Here is a 19,704-nt window from a genome sequence, read left to right as displayed (position 1 = left end):
TAGACCATGCATTTCACCATTCAACGCGAAGCCCTGTTGAAACCCCTGCAACTGGTCGCAGGCGTCGTCGAGCGCCGACAGACCTTGCCGGTGCTTTCCAACGTATTGCTGGTTGTAGAAGGCCAGCAATTGTCCTTGACCGGTACCGACCTTGAAGTCGAGCTGGTTGGCCGTGTACAGCTGGAAGAGCCCGCCGAACCTGGCGAGATCACCGTGCCGGCGCGCAAGCTGATGGATATCTGCAAAAGCCTGCCGAACGATGCGCTGATCGACATCAAGGTTGATGAGCAGAAGTTGGTGGTCAAGGCCGGGCGCAGTCGGTTCACCCTGTCGACTTTGCCGGCCAATGATTTCCCAACCGTCGAAGAAGGCCCGGGATCGCTGACCTGCAGCCTGGAGCAAAGCAAGCTGCGCCGTTTGATCGAGCGCACCAGTTTCGCCATGGCTCAACAGGACGTACGTTACTACCTCAACGGTATGCTGCTGGAAGTCTCCGAAGGCGTTATCCGCGCCGTTGCAACCGACGGTCACCGTCTGGCGATGTGCTCGATGCGTGCCGATATTGGCCAGCCGGATCGCCACCAGGTGATCGTGCCGCGCAAGGGTATCCTCGAATTGGCGCGCCTGCTGACCGAGCCCGACGGCAACGTCAGCATCGTGCTGGGTCAGCATCACATTCGCGCCACCACTGGCGAGTTCACCTTTACGTCCAAGCTGGTTGACGGCAAGTTCCCGGATTACGAACGCGTGTTGCCTAAAGGCGGTGACAAACTGGTGATCGGTGATCGTCAGGCCTTGCGCGAAGCGTTCAGCCGTACGGCGATCCTTTCCAACGAAAAGTACCGTGGCATTCGTCTGCAACTGGCCAACGGTCAGCTTAAAATCCAGGCCAATAACCCGGAGCAGGAAGAGGCGGAAGAAGAAGTGGGCGTCGACTACAACGGCGGCTCGCTGGAAATCGGCTTCAATGTGAGCTACTTGCTGGACGTACTGGGAGTCATGACCACCGAGCAGGTTCGCCTGATTCTGTCGGACTCCAACAGCAGTGCCTTGGTACAGGAATCCGATAACGACGACTCGGCTTACGTTGTTATGCCGATGCGCCTGTAATCATGCTCAGCAGAAGCTAGATGTCCCTCAGTCGCGTCTCGGTCACCGCGGTGCGCAATCTGCACCCGGTGACCTTCTCCCCCTCCCCCCGCATCAATATCCTTCACGGCGCCAATGGCAGTGGCAAAACCAGCGTGCTGGAAGCCATCCATTTGCTGGGGCTCGCTCGTTCCTTTCGCAGTGCACGGCTGTTACCGGTTATCCAGTACGAGCAATTGGCGTGCACGGTATTTGGTCAAGTTGAGCTGGCTGAGGGTGGGCACAGCAGCTTGGGGATATCCCGTGACCGTGGCGGAGAGTTCCAAATTCGCATCGATGGGCAAAATGCTCGTAGTGCTGCGCAACTGGCAGAAATCCTGCCGCTGCAACTGATCAACCCTGACAGCTTTCGTCTGTTGGAAGGTGCGCCGAAAATCCGCAGGCAATTCCTCGATTGGGGTGTGTTCCACGTGGAACCACGTTTCATGGCTACCTGGCAGCGCCTGCAGAAGGCCCTTCGGCAGCGGAACTCGTGGCTGCGGCATGGTACACTTGACGCCGCTTCGCAGGCGGCCTGGGACCGAGAGCTGTGCCTGGCCAGCGACGAAATAGATGAATACCGCCGCGCCTACATCAAAGCCTTGAAACCAGTCTTTGAACAGACCTTGAGTGAGTTGCTGGATCTCGAGGGCCTTACGCTGAGCTACTACCGTGGTTGGGACAAAGAGCGTGAACTGAGTGCAGTGCTCGCCACTTCCTTGCAACGGGATCAGCAAATTGGGCATACCCAGGCCGGCCCCCAACGTGCCGATTTGCGTCTTAGGTTAGGCGCTCATAACGCCGCGGATATCTTGTCCCGTGGCCAGCAAAAGTTGGTGGTGTGCGCATTGCGTATTGCCCAGGGCCACTTGGTGAGTCTGGCCCGACGCGGTCAGTGTATTTATCTGGTGGATGACTTGCCGTCCGAACTCGACGAGCAACACCGCCGCGCGTTATGCCGCTTGTTGGAAGACTTACGCTGCCAGGTGTTTATCACCTGTGTAGACCACGAATTATTGAGGGAAGGCTGGCAGACGGAAACGCCAGTCGCTTTGTTCCACGTGGAACAAGGCCGTATCACCCAGACCCACGACCATCGGGAGTGAAGGCATGAGCGAAGAAAACACGTACGACTCGACCAGCATTAAAGTGCTGAAAGGTTTGGATGCCGTACGCAAACGTCCCGGTATGTACATTGGCGACACTGATGACGGTAGCGGTCTGCACCACATGGTGTTCGAGGTGGTCGACAACTCCATCGACGAAGCTCTGGCCGGTCACTGCGACGACATCAGCATCATCATCCACCCGGACGAATCCATTACTGTTCGTGACAACGGTCGCGGCATCCCGGTAGATGTGCATAAAGAGGAAGGCGTTTCGGCGGCAGAGGTCATCATGACCGTGCTCCACGCCGGCGGTAAGTTCGACGACAACTCCTATAAAGTCTCCGGCGGTTTGCACGGCGTGGGTGTGTCGGTGGTGAACGCACTGTCGGAAGAGCTGATCCTGACCGTGCGCCGTAGCGGCAAAATCTGGGAACAGACCTATGTTCACGGTGTTCCACAAGAACCGATGAAGATCGTCGGTGACAGTGAAACCACCGGTACCCAGATCCACTTCAAGCCCTCGGCTGAAACCTTCAAGAATATTCACTTCAGCTGGGACATCCTGGCCAAGCGCATTCGTGAACTGTCGTTCCTCAACTCCGGTGTGGGTATCGTCCTCAAGGACGAGCGCAGCGGCAAGGAGGAACTGTTCAAGTACGAAGGTGGCCTGCGTGCGTTCGTTGAATACCTGAACACCAACAAGACAGCGGTCAACCAGGTGTTCCACTTCAACATCCAGCGTGAAGACGGCATCGGCGTCGAAATCGCCCTGCAGTGGAACGACAGCTTCAACGAGAACCTGTTGTGCTTCACCAACAACATTCCTCAGCGTGACGGCGGTACTCACCTGGTGGGTTTCCGTTCCGCACTGACGCGTAACCTGAACACCTATATCGAAGCTGAAGGCTTGGCCAAGAAGCACAAAGTCGCGACCACCGGTGACGATGCTCGCGAAGGCCTCACCGCGATTATCTCGGTGAAAGTGCCGGATCCTAAGTTCAGTTCCCAGACCAAAGACAAGCTGGTGTCCTCCGAAGTGAAGACCGCAGTGGAACAGGAGATGGGCAAGTACTTCTCCGACTTCCTGCTGGAGAACCCGAACGAAGCCAAGCTGGTTGTCGGCAAGATGATCGACGCGGCGCGCGCCCGTGAAGCGGCGCGTAAAGCTCGTGAGATGACCCGACGTAAAGGCGCTTTGGATATCGCTGACCTGCCGGGCAAACTGGCCGACTGCCAGGAGAAGGACCCTGCCCTCTCCGAACTGTACCTGGTGGAAGGTGACTCTGCTGGCGGTTCCGCCAAGCAAGGTCGTAACCGTCGCACCCAGGCTATCCTGCCGTTGAAGGGTAAGATTCTCAACGTCGAGAAGGCACGCTTCGACAAGATGATTTCGTCCCAGGAAGTCGGCACCTTGATCACGGCGTTGGGCTGCGGTATCGGCCGTGATGAGTACAACATCGATAAGCTGCGCTATCACAACATCATCATCATGACCGATGCTGACGTCGACGGTTCGCACATCCGTACCCTGCTGCTGACCTTTTTCTTCCGTCAGTTGCCGGAGCTGATCGAGCGTGGCTACATCTACATCGCTCAGCCGCCGTTGTACAAAGTGAAAAAGGGCAAGCAAGAGCAATACATCAAAGACGACGACGCCATGGAAGAGTACATGACGCAGTCGGCCCTGGAAGATGCCAGCCTGCACTTGAACGATGAAGCCCCCGGCATTTCCGGTGAGTCGCTGGAGCGTCTGGTCAACGATTTCCGCATGGTGATGAAGACCCTCAAGCGTCTGTCGCGTCTATACCCACAGGAGCTGACAGAGCACTTCATCTACCTGCCGGCCGTAAGCCTGGAGCAACTGGGCGATCACGCTGCGATGCAGGATTGGCTGGCCCAGTACGAAGTACGCCTGCGCACCGTCGAAAAATCCGGCCTGGTTTACAAAGCCAGCTTGCGTGAAGACCGTGAACGTAACGTGTGGCTGCCAGAGGTCGAACTGATCTCCCACGGCCTGTCGAACTACGTCACCTTCAACCGCGACTTCTTCGGCAGTAATGACTACAAGACCGTCGTAACCCTGGGCGCCCAACTGAGCACCTTGCTGGACGACGGCGCTTATATTCAACGGGGCGAGCGCAAGAAGCAGGTCAAGGAATTCAAGGAAGCCCTCGACTGGCTGATGGCTGAAAGCACCAAGCGCCATACCATTCAACGATACAAAGGGCTGGGTGAAATGAACCCGGATCAATTGTGGGAAACCACCATGGATCCCGCGCAGCGTCGCATGCTTCGCGTGACTATCGAGGATGCCATTGGCGCAGACCAGATCTTCAACACCCTGATGGGTGATGCGGTCGAGCCTCGCCGTGACTTCATTGAAAGCAATGCCCTGGCGGTTTCTAACCTGGACTTCTGATCAGTCGCAACCTGCCACAACAAAAAGGCCAACGCTTAGCGTTGGCCTTTTTTATTACATAAAAAACGCGGGTTATTAGAATGCTCCACGTGGAACATCTGCCCGTTTTTAGCCATTGGTTCCCGTCGCGACGCTCTCCAATCGGTACCCGTACCCATAGATCGTCAACAACTGCCAACCTCTATCTGCGGTGAGGCCAAGCTTGTTGCGCAAGCGATAGATGTGGGTGTCCAACGGCCTGGACGACACCATTTCTTCGTGCGTCCAGAACCGCTCGTACAGATATTCGCGGGACAGCGGCCGAGCCAGGTTGGCAAACAGGCAGCTGGCAAGGCGGTACTCGCGCTCAGTAAGGTTGATGGGTTTACCAGCACGTGTGACGGTCAATTCCGCGTCGTCGAAGGTCAAGTCGTTGAAGCTCTGCACCTCATGGGTTGCTGATTTCTGCAGGCCGTGCCGACGCAGAACAGCGGTGACCCGGGCCTTCAGTTCATTCGGGCGAAAAGGCTTGCTGACGTAATCGTCGGCGCCGCTGTTCAGTGCGGTGACGATATCGCTCTCGGCATCGCGGCTGGTCAGCATGATCACCGCCGGTGGCGATTCCATGTGTTCACGGGTCCAGCGCAGCAGTGCAATGCCGGTGATATCAGGTAGTTGCCAATCGAGTATCAGCAGGTCGAAGGTTTCACGACGTAATTGGCGCAACAGGTCTTCACCGCGTTCGAAGCAATGCAGGGACCAAGGCTGTTCGGCGGTGCTGGGGATTTGTCGCAGTGTCTGTTCCACCCGACGCAATTCCGCGGGTTCGTCATCCAGTATTGCGACACGCATGGGAGGGTCCTTTCTTTTTGAAGAGTCGGCAGTCATTGGCCTATTTCGATTGAAGGCGCTTACTGCATAGATGCCGGTCGGTGAATCTGAAGAATTGTGTTCGGATTCGTCGACCCCTCGGATCTCTCGGTACGCTGGATCAATACGCGATTAACCCATTAAAAGTCCTTGATACCTCGCAAGGAAAGATACCGGCTCCGGACCGTAAGGAAAAGGATCAGCCGACGCGTGCGCTGTCGTAAACTCCTGTGCCCTGTGAGTGGATGTCTATCGGAATTCCCGCTGTTCTGAACATCGAGCCGGATAGTTTTCCATCGTTTGAAAAATGAGCTTCACTTGGGCACAAAGCGTCGTTCTATGACATGGGGTGTCGGCTGACGGCGGTCACCGCCTTGAGGGGGAAACGGGTCTATGCCATTTACTACCATTCGCCAACAGCACAGGCGCACTGACCGATGATGCTTTGGGGCAAAGCCGAAAAACGTCAACCTACCCACGCCCAGCGTTTGTTCCGGGGCCTGGTACGTGAGTGGTTGTGGATAGGTTTGCTGCTGCTGCCGATCACTGCCTATCTCTCGATGAGCCCCGGCCTTGCCCTGAACAACCCGCTATACAACAGTCTTCGCCGTGTGGCCCCACTGCCGATGGACCCGCGCATCTTGCTGGTGACCATCGACGACTCCAGCTTGAAAAAGCTCGGCCAATGGCCCTGGCCCCGTAGCCTGCATGCCGACCTGATTGACCGCCTGAGCGCCGCGCAGCCAGCTGCAATTTTGTTCGATGTGATTTTCAGCGAACCCGGCGACCCTACTCGTGACAAACGCCTGGCCGACGCGGTATGCAACGCAGGTAATGTGCTGTTGCCTCTGGCCCGTGATGATTCCATCAGCTACGGCCAATCCGACGCACAGATGCTGCCGCTGCTCAAATGTGCCAAAGGGGTCGGGCATATCAATGTGGAGGCGGACAGCGATGGAGTGGTGCGCAGCCTGTACCTGCGCGAAGGTCCACCGGACGCCATGGCCCCTCAATTGGCGTGGCTGGCCTTTGCCATGAGCGGCCAACCGTCGCAGATGCCGGGGCAGTCCGAGCAGCCGAACGGCCAGGACTGGCACCGCGATCATGCCGTTCGAATCCCGTTTATCGACCCTGACACTCATTTTTCGAGTGTGTCGTATGTCAGCGTATTAAGCGGGGAGATCCCTCCAGAACAACTGCGCAACCGCCTGATTCTGGTGGGTGCAACAGCGTCGGGGATGGGCGAGCGCTTTGTCACACCGCTTTCGCCTTTGGCGGGTACTACGGCGGGGGTGGAAATCCAGGCCAACGTACTCAATGGTTTGCTGCAGGGGCGCAGCATCGTGGATCTGCCTAGGTGGCTCTCGGCCGTGATGGCAACGTCATGGGTGGCGTTGTTGCTGGGTCTGCTGCTGTACCGTGCACGCTATGCGCTGTGGATGACCATGGGATGCATGATTGCGGCGTTGGTCGTGTCCGCCCTGCTGTTGCGGTTGGGCCACTGGTGGCCGCCCGCGGCCTGCTTGATCGGCTTGCTGCTCAGCTACTTGATCTGGAATTGGCGCCGTCTCAGCGTAATCCTCGCCTACTTCGGCTGGGAATTGGCGCGTCTGGATGACGAGCCCAAGGTCTTGCCTGAACGCCGCCGCGCACCTGCGAGCAACGGGGATGTATTGCAGGACCGTATCTTTGCCCTTGAGCAAGCGGTCAGTCGTACGCGAGACACCCGACGCTTTATGGCCGATGGGCTGGAATGCCTGCCTGTCGCGACGCTGATCGCGGACACCCAAGGCAATATCCTGCTGGCTAACCGTATTGCGCGCGACGTGTTCGGCAATGAGCTGGTCAGTCAAAACCTCCTGGAGCAGTTGGTTGACCTCGGTTATCCACCCTTGCACAACGGCGTGCGCCCTGCCCTGTCGGCGTTGGCGCTCGTCGAGTTTCGCGATATCCACCAGCGCAGCCTGCGCATGGAGCTGGCTCCGTTATTGCCTGCCGAAGGTGATGTAGCGCTGGGATGGCTGTTGAGCCTCACTGACTTGAGTAAGGAACGCGAGGCGCAGCAACACCGCGAAACCATGTTGCGCTTTCTTTCCCACGACCTGCGTGCGCCGCATTCGGCGATCCTTGCGCTGCTGGATGTGCACAACGCTGAGTCGCCGGTATTTGCCCTGATCGAGCAGCAGGTACGTCGTGCCTTGAGCCTGACTGAGTCGTTCGTCCAACTGGCTAAAGCCGAAGCCGATGGCTACCAGTTTCAACCGACGCTGTTCGCCATGCTGGTGATGGATGCCTTTGACCAAGTGGCGCTGATCGCCCAGCTCAAGGGCATTCATCTGGTTCATGATCTGGATGAGGCTGATGAAGGGATGGTCTGTGCTGACCAATCGCTACTCACGCGCGCGTTGTTCAACGTGCTGGAAAATGCCATCAAATATTCCCCATCCGGTACTACCGTGAGGTTGCGGCACGGCAGCGCGCAAGGCTGGTTGGAATGCCGCATCAGCGATCAGGGGCCAGGGATAGCAGCCAAGGATTTGCCGGAGTTGTTCAGCCAGTACAAGCGCTTCGATTCGGCCCAGGGCAGTGAAGGGCTGGGGTTGGGGCTGACCATGGTCAAGGCGGTCGTGGAACGTCACGGAGGGCGTGTGGAGTGTGAAAGCGCAGTGGGCAAAGGCACCACGTTCAGTCTGCAGTTGCCGTTGCTGGATGACTGCTGAAACGTGCTGTTCGGCTGTGTATAAAAAACCGGTCACAAGGACCGGTTTTTTTATGAGGAAAAAACTTATGCACGTTTTCCGGAATTTTATGACCTTGAGAAATATGTATGTAAATCAGCGCGTTATGAACAAAAAAAGCCAATTTGCCAACAAAGCGTACACAGGTTATCCACAGTTGCTCATACCACCGGTGTATCCACCACCACCGGTTCCGGCGGGAGGGAACCCATGGCCCGTTGCTGCGCTTCATTCCAGGCCTGGGCACGCTCATTCAGCGCGGCAATGGCGCGTGGGCCCTCGCCTTCTGCGTACATGGGTTCGCCAATCACCACGGTGATGGTGCCTTCGCGTTTTGCCCAGCCGGTTTTCGGCCAGAATTTGCCGGCGTTATGCGCAATCGGTAACACCGGCAGGTGAGCGTTAACCGCCAACGCCGTACCGCCGCGGGAGAATTTGCCCACGGTACCAAAGGGCACCCGTGTACCTTCCGGGAAGATCAGTACCCACACGCCATCCTTGAGCAGCTCGTCACCCTTCTTGGCCACATGCTTGAGCGCCGCCTTGGGGTTGTCCCGGTCGATGGCGATAGGACGCAACATGGCCATGGCCCAGCCGAAGAACGGCACATACAGCAGCTCGCGCTTGAGCACCTGGCTCAGGGGCGAGAAGTACGCCGAGAGAAAGAATGTTTCCCAGGTGCTCTGGTGGTTCGACAGAATCACGCAGGGCTGGTCCGGGACGTTTTCAGCGCCCTTGATCTCGAAACGAATGTTCAGGAACACCTTGGTCAGCCACAACGCGCAGCGGCACCAATAAACGTTGATAAAGCGATAGCGCGCCTTGAACGGCAAAAACGGCGCAATAAAAAAGCTCAGGGTGCACCAGAGAAGCGAACTGGTGCCCAGCAGCAGGTAAAAGAAAAAGGTTCTGATGGCCTGCAAGATCGACATGGCGGCATTTACCGTTGCGGGACACGGCCCGCCTGTTGAAAAGCGCACTCCCGAACAATCCTTGATCAGGAAGTCGAGGGCAGCTAGTTGTTGATAAGTTCTGCGGCAACTGCCGCAAGATCGTCAAAAATCAATGTGCCTACCGGCAGGTTTTTCGCCTGGGTCTTCTCGCCTTTTCCGGTTTTTACCAAAACGGGTTGAGAGTCGACGGCGTTGGCCGCCTCCAGGTCACCGAGGCTGTCCCCGACGAACCATATCCCAGCTAGCGGCACGTTGTAATGTTCTGCAATGGTTTTCAACATGCCCGGTTTGGGCTTGCGGCAATCGCAGCCCTCATCCGGCCCGTGGGGGCAGTAAACCACCAGCCCCACCTCACCGCCCTGCTCCGCCACTAACGTGCGCAAGCGCGCGTGCATGGCGTCCAGGGTGGCAATGTCGTAGTAGCCACGGGCAATGCCGGACTGGTTGGTGGCGATGGCCACGGTCCAGCCGGCCTTGCTCAACTGCGCGATGGCCTCGATCGAGCCGGGCAGTGGAATCCACTCCGCCACCGACTTGATGTAAGCGTCGGAGTCGTAATTGATCACCCCGTCCCGATCGAGAATCAGCAGTTTCAACATGGGTCAGCTCAGCGTCGAGATGTCAGCGATGTTGACGAACAAGCCACGCAGACGCGCCAGCATGGCGTAGCGGTTTTTCCGCACGCCGGCATCTTCGGCATTGATCATCACCGCTTCAAAGAACGCATCCACCGGCTCACGCAAGGTGGCCAGGCGCGCCAGGGCTTCGGCGTAGTTGCGTTCGGCAATCAGCGGCTTCACTGCGTTTTCTGCCTTGGCGATGGCCGAGTTCAGCGAGAACTCCTTGGCATCGGCAAACAGGCCTGGGTCTACGTCGGCATTGCCCAGGCCTTCGGCCTTGCTCAGCAGGTTCGACACACGTTTGTTCACGGCGGCCAGCGCATCGGCTTCCGGCAGTTTGCGGAACGCTTGCACGGCTTGCACACGCTGATCGAAATCCAGCGCCGAAGCCGGTTGGAGGGCACGTACCGACAGGTAGACGGAAACGTCCACGCCTTCGTCTTCATAACGCGCACGCAGGCGGTCGAACACAAACTCCAGCACTTGCTCAGCCAGGCCGGCTTGCTTGACCTTGGCGCCGAACTGGCCGACGGCGAACACCACGGCCTGGGTCAGGTCGAGGTCGAGTTTTTTGTCGATCAGGATACGCAGCACGCCCAAGGCCGCGCGACGCAGGGCATAGGGGTCTTTGCTGCCGGTAGGCAGCATGCCGATACCGAAGATGCCGACCAGGGTGTCCAGTTTGTCGGCGATGGCCACGGCCGCACCGGTGAGGGTGGTCGGCAGTTCGGCGCCGGCACCGCGCGGCATGTACTGCTCGTTAAGCGCCAGGGCGACATCATCCGCCTCGCCGTCGTTGAGGGCGTAGTAGTAGCCGGCAACGCCTTGCATCTCAGGGAATTCGCCAACCATCTCGGTGGCCAGGTCGCACTTGGACAGCAAGCCCGCACGCGCGGCCCAGGCTGCGTCACCACCAATGCGCGGGGCAATGTAGGCCGCCAGCTTGGAAACACGTACGGCCTTGTCGTAGACGCTGCCGAGTTTTTCCTGGAACACCACGTTTTGCAGGCGCAGGTTGAAGTCTTCGAGCTTCTGCTTCTTGTCTTGCTTGAAGAAAAACTCGGCGTCGGTCAGGCGCGGGCGAACGACTTTCTCGTTACCGGCGATGATCTGCTGCGGGTCCTTGCTCTCGATGTTGGCCACGGTGATAAAGCGCGGCAGCAACTTGCCGTCCACGTCCAACAGGCAGAAGTACTTCTGGTTGTCCTGCATGGTGGTGATCAGGGCTTCCTGCGGCACGTCGAGGAAACGCTCTTCGAACGAGCACACCAGTGGCACCGGCCACTCGACCAGCGCGGTCACTTCGTCAAGCAGGCTTGGCGGCACGATGGCGGTGCCTTCCTGCAGACGGGCCAGCTCTTCGGTGCGCTTGCTGATCAGCTCGCGACGCTCGTTGGCGTCCGCCAGCACATAGGCTGCACGCAAATCGCTGAGGTAGTTGGCCGGCGAGGTAATACGCACGCTTTGCGGATGATGGAAGCGGTGACCACGGGAGTCACGGCCAGCCTTCTGGGTGAGGATGGTGCAATCGATGACCTGGTCACCGAGCAGCATCACCAGCCACTGGGTTGGGCGTACGAACTCTTCCTTGCGGGCACCCCAGCGCATGCGCTTGGGGATAGGCAGGTCATTCAGGGAATCTTCGACGATAGTCGGCAACAGGCTGGCGGTGGGCTTGCCGGTGATGACCTGGCTGAAGCGCAGTTTCGGACCGCTTTGGTCGATCTCGCTCAGCTCCACGCCACACTTCTTGGCAAAACCAAGGGCGGCCTGGGTTGGGTTGCCATCGGCGTCGAACGCGGCCTGGCGCGGTGGGCCGTCGAGGTTGATGCTGCGGTCCGGCTGCTGGGTTTCCAGCGCGGTCAGCAATACCGCCAGGCGGCGCGGCGCGGCGTAGACCTTCTTGGCTTCAAATTTCAGGCCGGCGGTGTGCAGGCCTTTTTCGATACCGGCCAGGAATGCCTCGGCCAAGGTATTGAGCGCCTTGGGTGGCAGCTCTTCAGTGCCCAGTTCAACCAGGAAATCTTGAGCACTCATTGTGCAGCCTCCAGCTTAGCCAACACTTCATCACGCAGGTCCGGGGTGGCCATCGGGAAGCCCAGCTTGGCGCGAGCCAGCAGGTAGGCTTGGGCGACGGAACGTGCCAGGGTGCGTACGCGCAGGATGTATTGCTGGCGCGCGGTCACCGAGATGGCACGGCGAGCATCCAGCAGGTTGAAGGTATGGGACGCCTTCAACACCATTTCATAGCTCGGCAACGGCAGCGGCTGGTCGAGTTCGATCAGGCGCTTGGCTTCGCTTTCATAGAAATCGAACAGTTCGAACAGCTTGTCGACGTTGGCGTGTTCGAAGTTATAGGTCGATTGCTCCACTTCGTTCTGGTGGAACACGTCGCCGTAGGTCACTTTGCCGAACGGGCCGTCAGCCCACACCAGGTCGTAGACCGAGTCCACGCCTTGCAGGTACATGGCCAGGCGCTCCAGGCCGTAGGTGATTTCGCCGGTCACCGGGTAGCACTCGATGCCGCCCGCTTGCTGGAAGTAAGTGAATTGCGTCACTTCCATGCCATTGAGCCAGACCTCCCAGCCCAGGCCCCAGGCGCCCAGGGTTGGCGATTCCCAGTTGTCTTCGACGAAACGGATGTCGTGGACCAGTGGGTCCAGGCCGACATGTTTCAACGAGCCCAGGTACAGTTCCTGGAAGTTGTCCGGGTTCGGCTTCAGTACTACCTGGAACTGGTAGTAGTGCTGCAGACGGTTCGGGTTTTCGCCGTAGCGGCCGTCAGTCGGGCGGCGACTGGGTTGCACATAAGCGGCGTTCCAGGTTTCCGGGCCGATGGCCCGCAGGAAGGTAGCGGTGTGGAAAGTGCCGGCGCCTACTTCCATATCGTAGGGCTGAAGTACCACACAACCTTGCTCGGCCCAGTATTGCTGGAGGGCGAGGATCAAGTCTTGGAAGGTACGCACGGCTGGCGTAGGCTGGCTCACGAAATTCACCTGTTACTTGGGCTGCGATTTAAAGAGCGGGAGTATACCCGATTCGGCCCCGCCACCACTCCCTGGAGCCTTATGCCACGCTGCTTTTGGTGTTCTGAAGATCCGCTGTACATGGCTTATCACGATCAAGAGTGGGGAACGCCGCTGCGCGATGCGCAGGGTTTGTTCGAGTTGCTTTTACTCGAAGGGTTCCAGGCGGGCCTGTCCTGGATCACCGTTTTACGCAAACGCGAGCATTATCGAAAGGTCTTGTTCGGGTTCGATGCGCACCGCCTGGCGCGCTTGAGCGATGCCGAGATCGAAGCTCTGATGCTCGATCCGGGCATCGTGCGTAACCGTCTCAAGCTCAACGCCACCCGCCGCAACGCCGCCGCCTGGCTGGCGTTGGAAGATCCGGTGGGCTTGCTCTGGTCGTTCGTCGGCGGGGTGCCCAAGGTCAACCACTTCAAGGACCGCAGCGAAGTCCCGGCGATTACGCCAGAGGCTGAAGCGATGAGCAAAGCGCTGAAAAAAGCCGGCTTCACCTTCGTTGGGCCCACCATCTGCTACGCGTTCATGCAGGCTTCGGGCATGGTCATGGACCACACTCAGGACTGCGACCGTTACGCGGACTTGGCCAACGCCGGTTAGAATGCGCGTTTTGCGCACCACACACGATCAGGAGTGACCTGTGGAAAAGTTAAAAGGCGCCTTGCTGGTAGGCGCTCTGCGGTTGTTTGCGCTGCTGCCCTGGCGGGCCGTCCAAGCCGTCGGCACGGCCATCGGCTGGGTCATGTGGAAAACCCCCAACCGCTCCCGCGACACCGTGCGGATCAACCTTTCCAAATGCTTCCCGAACATGGACTCGGCCGAGCGCGAACGTCTGGTGGGCCGCAGCCTGATGGACATCGGCAAGTCCCTGACCGAAAGCGCCTGCGCCTGGATCTGGCCGGCCCAGCGTTCCATCGACCTGGTGCGCGAAGTTGAAGGCCTGGAGGTGCTGCACGAAGCCCTGGCCTCGGGCAAGGGCGTGGTCGGCATCACCAGCCACCTGGGCAACTGGGAGGTGTTGAACCACTTCTATTGCAGCCAGTGCAAACCGATCATTTTCTACCGCCCGCCCAAGCTCAAGGCGGTGGATGAATTGCTGCGCAAGCAACGCGTGCAACTGGGTAACCGCGTGGCCGCGTCGACCAAGGAAGGCATCCTCAGTGTCATCAAGGAAGTGCGCAAAGGCGGCCAGGTGGGCATTCCAGCGGATCCTGAACCGGCCGAATCCGCCGGGATCTTCGTGCCGTTCTTTGCCACCCAGGCGCTCACCAGCAAGTTCGTGCCGAACATGCTCGCTGGCCACAAGGCCGTAGGCGTATTCCTGCACGCGCTGCGCCTGCCCGACGGTTCCGGCTACAAAGTGATCCTGGAGGCGGCACCGCAAGACATGTACAGCACCGACACCGCCACGTCCTGCGCGGCGATGAGCAAGGTGGTGGAGCGTTATGTCGGCGCCTACCCGAGCCAGTACATGTGGAGCATGAAACGCTTCAAGAAACGCCCGCCGGGTGAAGCGCGGTGGTACTGACCCACTGCTGACCCAAAGCCAATACAAAACCAAATGTGGGAGCAACTGTCTTGATGACCCTAACTTTGGCATCGCTTTTTAAGACAGCCAAGCTCCCACAGCTTCAAGCCGTGTGACCTTCAACCACACATCGCTGCAGATTCAGGCAGCGTGTTCTTTCCATTCGGCTCTATAACGCAGCATCGCGTTCAGCCTGACTAACAAAACACGCATGCATGCAATTAGCGCAACTTTTGCGCGTTTGCCTTTGTCGCGCAGTGCTTTATAGCGGGCCTGGAATTCAGGCTGTTCCCGGATGACAACCCAGCAGGCCATGTAGAGCGAGCGACGCACGGAAAACCTCCCGCCGCTAATGTGACGCGCACCTTGGTGTTTCCCACTGTCGTTGTTATACGGAGCGAGGCCCGCTAGCGCCGTGATCGGACGCCTGCCAATCTCGCCCAGCTCCGGCAGATATGCCATTAGGCTAGCCGCCGTAATGAGCCCGATGCCCTTAACTGAGCACAGGCGTTCGACTTTTTCGCGGTCTAGCCTGTTGGCGGTTTCGCGAATCAGCTGCTCTATCGCGTTCACAGCCTTGCTCAAGTAGTCGATATGGCTCTGCAACGCCGGTTTTACTACGTCGCAGGAGGCTGTTTTCAGGCGCCTTCTGTCATCGTCCCTCTGCTGAACAAAGTTCTCTCGCTGCTGGACTAACGCGCGCAACTCGTCATGTTCCGGGCTGGTGATTCGGCTGCTTGGTGAGTCGAGAACCGCTGCGAACTGCGCAAGAGACTTTGCGTCTATCGGGTCGGTTTTAGCGTGTTGCCCCATCGCCCTGGAAAAACTCTTGGCCCGACGGGGATTGACGCAGATGACATTAAGGCCCGCAGCCTGAAGCGCCTTCATGACTTTGCGCTCATAACCGCCAGTAGCCTCCAACACCACGCGTCCGACCTGGTGAAGCAATAGCCACCCAATCAACCCAGGGAAATCTTCTTCGGCGTTAGCGCAATTTACCCCAACGTCAACCTGATGAACTCGAGCTTCAAGGCTGTCCTTGGAAACATCAATGCCTGCTGGATAGGAAAACATAGCCAAACCCTCTTACACTAAAAGTGAGAGCGCTCTGGCTTGGCCCACGCTTGTAACTGTTCGAGGTGGGCTCGTTCAACTGTTCGGGCTCATGTCCAGAGCGGAGAAGTGAGTGGCAGCATGGGCTCCCACACGTGCTTTAAGCACTTCGGGCATTCAGCTTGCCACTCACCCTCTCACTCTCAGCTTAATCCCGTATCAAGACACAAGGGGGCAAGCCCCCTCCCACATTTTTCGATCTGCTTAGGCCTGGCGGTCGAGTTTCTTCAGGAACACCGTCATTTCTTTTTCGGCTTGTTTGTCGCCATGGGCCTGGGCCGCTTCGATACCCTTCTCCCACGCCTGTCGCGCTGCGGCGTTATCACCCTGCCCCAACTGCGCCTTGCCCAACAACTTCCACGCCGCCGAATACTTCGGATCAAACTCGACGCATTTGCTTAGATGCGCCGCCGCCTTGGCGTTGTCCTTCAGGTCCAGATAACCCTTGCCCAGCCCAAAGCGCAGCAGCGAGTTATCCACACCCTTGGCGAGCATTTTTTCCAGGGATTCGAGCATGTCGGTCACTCCGTTTGATCAGAAAAAGCTCAACCCCACGTGGAACAGTTTCTCCACATCGCGGATATGTTTCTTATCCACAAGGAAAAGGATCACGTGGTCACCGGTAGCGATCACGGTATCGTCGTGGGCAATGATCACTTCTTCATCACGAATGATCGCGCCGATGGTCGTGCCCGGTGGCAGGCCAATGTCACGGATGGCCTTGCCGATCACCTTGCTCGACTTTGAATCACCATGGGCGATCGCCTCGATGGCTTCCGCCGCGCCCCGGCGCAGGGAGTGCACGCTGACGATATCGCCACGGCGTACGTGGGCGAGCAAGGTGCCGATAGTCGCCAGTTGGGGGCTGATGGCGATGTCGATGTCGCCACCCTGGATCAAGTCGACGTACGCCGGGTTGTTGATGATGGTCATCACCTTCTTCGCCCCCATCCGCTTGGCCAGCAATGACGACATGATGTTGGCTTCGTCATCGTTGGTCAGGGCCAGGAAGATATCGGCGTCGGCGATGTTTTCTTCCATCAGCAGGTCGCGGTCCGAGGCACTGCCCTGCAATACGACGGTGCTGTCGAGGGTGTCGGACAAATGCCGGCAGCGCGCAGGGCTCATCTCGATGATCTTCACCTGGTAGCGGCTTTCGATCGCCTCGGCCAGGCGCTCGCCGATCTGCCCGCCACCGGCGATAACGATGCGTTTGTAGTTCTCGTCGAGGCGGCGCATTTCGCTCATCACCGCACGAATATTCGCCTTGGCGGCGATGAAAAATACTTCGTCGTCAGCCTCGATCACGGTATCGCCCTGGGGCAGGATCGGCCGGTCACGTCGGAAAATTGCCGCGACGCGGGTTTCCACATTTGGCATGTGTTCGCGCAGCTGGCGCAGTTGCTGGCCCACCAATGGGCCGCCGTAATAGGCCTTCACCGCCACCAGTTGCGCCTTGCCGCCGGCGAAGTCGATCACCTGCAAGGCGCCGGGGATTTCGATCAGGCGCTTGATGTAGTGAGTCACCACTTGTTCCGGGCTGATCAGCACGTCCACCGGAATCGCGTCGTTGTCGAACAGGTCGGCGCGGGTCAGGTAGGCCGCTTCGCGTACCCGGGCAATCTTGGTGGGGGTGTGGAACAGGGTGTGGGCGACCTGGCAGGCGACCATATTGGTTTCGTCGCTGTTGGTCACGGCGACCAGCATGTCGGCGTCGTCGGCACCAGCCTGGCGCAGCACCGTCGGGAACGATGCGCGGCCCTGCACGGTGCGGATATCCAGGCGGTCACCGAGGTCTCGCAGGCGCTCGCTGTCGGTGTCGACCACGGTAATGTCATTGGCCTCGCTGGCCAAATGTTCAGCCAGTGTGCCGCCAACCTGCCCTGCTCCAAGGATGATGATTTTCATCCGGTCACTCCCTTAAAACCATTCAGCCGCGCGCGGCGGCGATCTTGATCAGTTTGGCGTAGTAGAAGCCATCATGCCCGCCTTCCTGCGCCAGCAACTGGCGGCCGTGGGGCTGCTTGATGCCGGCGGCCGTGGCGAGGTCCAGTTCCCGCGCGCCGCTGGTGCGGGCGAGGAAGGCTTCGATCACCTCGGTGTTTTCGGTGGGCAAGGTCGAGCAGGTGGCGTAAAGCAGAATGCCGCCGACTTCCAGGGTCGGCCACAGCGCGTCGAGCAGTTCACCTTGCAGCACGGCCAGGGCGGCGATGTCGTCGGGCTGGCGCGTGAGTTTGATGTCCGGGTGGCGGCGGATCACACCGGTGGCGGAGCACGGTGCGTCGAGCAGGATGCGCTGGAAGGGTTTGCCGTCCCACCAGGTGGCCGTGTCGCGGCCATCGGCGGCAATTAGTTCGGCATCCAGGCCCAGGCGTGCGAGGTTTTCTCGCACACGCACCAGGCGTTTGGCTTCCAGATCGACGGCGACTACGCCGGCCAGGCCTTTTTCGACCTCCAGGATGTGACACGTCTTACCGCCCGGGGCGCAGCAGGCATCGAGTACCCGCTGACCTGGGGCGAGATCGAGCAGGTCGGCGGCGAGCTGCGCGGCTTCGTCCTGCACACTGATCCAGCCTTCGGCAAAGCCCGGCAGGCTGCGTACATCAGCGGCGGCTTCGAGCACGATGCCGTCGGTGCTGAACACGCAAGGCGTGGCGTTGATACCGGCCGCGGTCAGCAATTGCAGGTACGCATCGCGGCTGTGATGGCGACGGTTGACCCGCAGAATCATTGGCGGGTGCGCATTGTTGGCCGCACAAATCGCTTCCCACTGCTCAGGCCAGAATGCCTTGAGAGATTTTTGCAGCCAGCGCGGGTGGGCGGTGCGCACCACCGGGTCATGCTCCAGCTCGGCCAGCAGTGCTTCGCTTTCGCGCTGGGCGCGGCGCAGCACGGCGTTGAGCAGGGCCTTGGCCCAGGGCTTTTTCAGCTTGTCGGCGCAACCGACGGTTTCGCCGATGGCGGCGTGAGCCGGCACGCGGGTGTAGAGCAACTGATACAGACCCACCAGCAGCAACGCTTCCACATCGGCGTCCGCCGCCTTGAACGGCTTTTGCAGCAGCTTGGCCGCCAGCGCCGACAAGCGCGGCTGCCAACGGGCGGTACCAAAGGCCAGGTCCTGGGTGAAGCCGCGATCACGGTCTTCAACCTTGTCCAACTGCGTGGGCAGCGAACTGTTCAGCGAAGCTTTGCCATTGAGTACAGCGGCGAGAGCCTTGGCGGCAGCCAGACGTGGGTTCATTGCGCAGCCACCCCGAGTACGGTGCCAAGGGCAAATTTCTCACGACGGCTGTTGAACAAATCGCTGAAATTCAGCGCCTTGCCACCGGGCAATTGCAGGCGCGTCAGGCACAGTGCCTGTTCACCGCAGGCGACCAACAGGCCGTCCTTGCTGGCGCCAATGATCTCGCCGGGGGCGCCTTTGCCGTCGGCCAGGGTCGCGGTCAGTACTTTCAGGGCTTCGCCGTTCAGGGTGCTATGGCAGATCGGCCACGGGTTGAACGCGCGCACCAAACGCTCCAGCTCCACCGCCGGGCGGCTCCAGTCGAGGCGTGCTTCGTCTTTGTTCAATTTGTGGGCGTAGGTGGCCAGGCTGTCATCCTGCACTTCGCCTTCCAGGGTGCCGGCAGCGAGACCGGCGATGGCCTGGATCACGGCAGGTGGGCCCATTTCAGCCAGGCGGTCATGCAGGCCGCCGCCGGTGTCTTCGGCGGTGATCGCCGTGGCGACTTTGAGTAGCATCGGGCCAGTGTCCAAGCCCGCCTCCATGCGCATCACGGTCACACCGCTTTCGCTGTCACCCGCCTCCACCGCGCGCTGGATCGGCGCCGCACCGCGCCAGCGTGGCAGCAGCGAGGCATGGCTGTTGATGCAACCCAGGCGCGGGATGTCCAGCACCACCTGCGGCAGGATCAAACCGTAGGCCACCACCACCAGCAGGTCGGGCTTGAGCGCGGCCAGCTCGGCCTGGGCCTCGGCGTTGCGTAAGGTCGGTGGCTGCAGCACAGCAATGTTGTGTTCAAGCGCCAGTTGCTTGACCGGGCTCGGCATCAGTTTTTGCCCGCGACCGGCCGGGCGATCCGGCTGGGTGTACACCGCGACGATGTCATAAGGGCTGGCAAGCAGCGCCTTGAGGTGTTCGGCGGCAAATTCGGGTGTACCGGCAAAAACAATGCGCAGTGGCTCGGTCATGGGAGGTCTCGGTTAAAAGCAGTCACAAAA

Annotated in this window: 16 protein-coding genes; 6 read left to right on the top strand and 10 right to left on the bottom strand. The window is 59.4% G+C overall.

Features of this window, described 5'->3' with window-relative positions; translation table 11 throughout:
- The first annotated feature begins 6 nt into the window (after positions 1–6).
- Genes dnaN through gyrB form a run of 3 tightly spaced genes read left to right on the top strand, consistent with a single transcriptional unit; the run spans position 7 to position 4,656 of the window.
- Positions 7–1,110 (top strand): DNA polymerase III subunit beta, encoded by a 1,104-nt coding sequence (dnaN, locus tag AB4O23_RS04070; RefSeq protein ID WP_034139939.1) that lies wholly within the window; start codon positions 7–9, stop codon positions 1,108–1,110.
- A gap of 20 nt (positions 1,111–1,130) precedes the next feature.
- On the top strand, positions 1,131–2,234 hold the full coding sequence (recF, locus tag AB4O23_RS04065) for a DNA replication/repair protein RecF (RefSeq protein ID WP_017528681.1): 1,104 nt from the start codon (positions 1,131–1,133) through the stop codon (positions 2,232–2,234).
- A gap of 4 nt (positions 2,235–2,238) precedes the next feature.
- Positions 2,239–4,656, top strand: coding sequence for a DNA topoisomerase (ATP-hydrolyzing) subunit B (gene gyrB / locus AB4O23_RS04060; protein WP_460105728.1), 2,418 nt, complete (start codon positions 2,239–2,241; stop codon positions 4,654–4,656).
- Between the two features lie 108 nt (positions 4,657–4,764).
- On the opposite strand, the gene AB4O23_RS04055 is transcribed toward gyrB, so the two are convergent.
- Positions 4,765–5,487 carry a response regulator transcription factor gene (locus AB4O23_RS04055; protein WP_017528683.1) on the bottom strand — a complete coding sequence of 241 codons (723 nt, stop codon included), beginning with the start codon at positions 5,485–5,487 and terminating at the stop codon, positions 4,765–4,767.
- 455 nt (positions 5,488–5,942) lie between these two features.
- Here AB4O23_RS04055 and AB4O23_RS04050 point away from each other — a divergent pair, with 455 nt between their 5' ends.
- Positions 5,943–8,225, top strand: coding sequence for a CHASE2 domain-containing protein (locus tag AB4O23_RS04050; RefSeq protein WP_017528684.1), 2,283 nt, complete (start codon positions 5,943–5,945; stop codon positions 8,223–8,225).
- Between the two features lie 179 nt (positions 8,226–8,404).
- On the opposite strand, the gene AB4O23_RS04045 is transcribed toward AB4O23_RS04050, so the two are convergent.
- The 4 genes from AB4O23_RS04045 to glyQ form a co-directional block, all read right to left on the bottom strand.
- Positions 8,405–9,175 carry a lysophospholipid acyltransferase family protein gene (locus tag AB4O23_RS04045; RefSeq protein WP_017528685.1) on the bottom strand — a complete coding sequence of 257 codons (771 nt, stop codon included), beginning with the start codon at positions 9,173–9,175 and terminating at the stop codon, positions 8,405–8,407.
- Between the two features lie 83 nt (positions 9,176–9,258).
- The gene (gene gmhB, locus AB4O23_RS04040) at positions 9,259–9,795 is read right to left on the bottom strand and encodes a D-glycero-beta-D-manno-heptose 1,7-bisphosphate 7-phosphatase (protein WP_017528686.1); all 537 of its coding nucleotides are present in this window, start codon (positions 9,793–9,795) and stop codon (positions 9,259–9,261) included.
- A gap of 3 nt (positions 9,796–9,798) precedes the next feature.
- The gene (gene glyS, locus AB4O23_RS04035) at positions 9,799–11,853 is read right to left on the bottom strand and encodes a glycine--tRNA ligase subunit beta (RefSeq protein ID WP_460062319.1); all 2,055 of its coding nucleotides are present in this window, start codon (positions 11,851–11,853) and stop codon (positions 9,799–9,801) included.
- On the bottom strand, positions 11,850–12,803 hold the full coding sequence (glyQ, locus tag AB4O23_RS04030; RefSeq protein WP_003187265.1) for a glycine--tRNA ligase subunit alpha: 954 nt from the start codon (positions 12,801–12,803) through the stop codon (positions 11,850–11,852). The genes glyS and glyQ overlap by 4 nt, the downstream gene beginning before the upstream one ends.
- An 81-nt stretch (positions 12,804–12,884) precedes the next feature.
- Here glyQ and AB4O23_RS04025 point away from each other — a divergent pair, with 81 nt between their 5' ends.
- Both AB4O23_RS04025 and AB4O23_RS04020 read left to right on the top strand, forming a co-directional pair.
- Positions 12,885–13,442 (top strand): DNA-3-methyladenine glycosylase I, encoded by a 558-nt coding sequence (locus AB4O23_RS04025; protein WP_017528688.1) that lies wholly within the window; start codon positions 12,885–12,887, stop codon positions 13,440–13,442.
- Positions 13,443–13,482: 40 nt separating this feature from the next.
- Positions 13,483–14,370 (top strand): lysophospholipid acyltransferase, encoded by an 888-nt coding sequence (locus AB4O23_RS04020; RefSeq protein WP_017528689.1) that lies wholly within the window; start codon positions 13,483–13,485, stop codon positions 14,368–14,370.
- A 141-nt stretch (positions 14,371–14,511) separates the two neighbouring features.
- On the opposite strand, the gene AB4O23_RS04015 is transcribed toward AB4O23_RS04020, so the two are convergent.
- From AB4O23_RS04015 to fmt, 5 genes are all read right to left on the bottom strand, one after another.
- A complete protein-coding gene (locus AB4O23_RS04015) occupies positions 14,512–15,444 on the bottom strand; it encodes an IS110 family transposase (RefSeq protein ID WP_068931592.1) in 933 nt (310 codons plus the stop codon).
- A 243-nt stretch (positions 15,445–15,687) separates the two neighbouring features.
- Positions 15,688–15,999 (bottom strand): tetratricopeptide repeat protein, encoded by a 312-nt coding sequence (locus AB4O23_RS04010; RefSeq protein WP_017528690.1) that lies wholly within the window; start codon positions 15,997–15,999, stop codon positions 15,688–15,690.
- Positions 16,000–16,017: 18 nt separating this feature from the next.
- On the bottom strand, positions 16,018–17,391 hold the full coding sequence (trkA, locus tag AB4O23_RS04005; protein ID WP_460070091.1) for a Trk system potassium transporter TrkA: 1,374 nt from the start codon (positions 17,389–17,391) through the stop codon (positions 16,018–16,020).
- A gap of 22 nt (positions 17,392–17,413) precedes the next feature.
- Positions 17,414–18,724 carry a 16S rRNA (cytosine(967)-C(5))-methyltransferase RsmB gene (gene rsmB, locus AB4O23_RS04000; RefSeq protein ID WP_116078035.1) on the bottom strand — a complete coding sequence of 437 codons (1,311 nt, stop codon included), beginning with the start codon at positions 18,722–18,724 and terminating at the stop codon, positions 17,414–17,416.
- Positions 18,721–19,674 (bottom strand): methionyl-tRNA formyltransferase, encoded by a 954-nt coding sequence (gene fmt / locus AB4O23_RS03995; RefSeq protein ID WP_460062311.1) that lies wholly within the window; start codon positions 19,672–19,674, stop codon positions 18,721–18,723. The genes rsmB and fmt overlap by 4 nt, the downstream gene beginning before the upstream one ends.
- Positions 19,675–19,704: the final 30 nt, after the last annotated feature.

The sequence above is a fragment of the Pseudomonas sp. H2_A10 genome (assembly GCF_054680085.1).
Note: the sequence above shows the minus strand (reverse complement) of the source record. Positions and strands in the feature narration are given on the sequence as shown.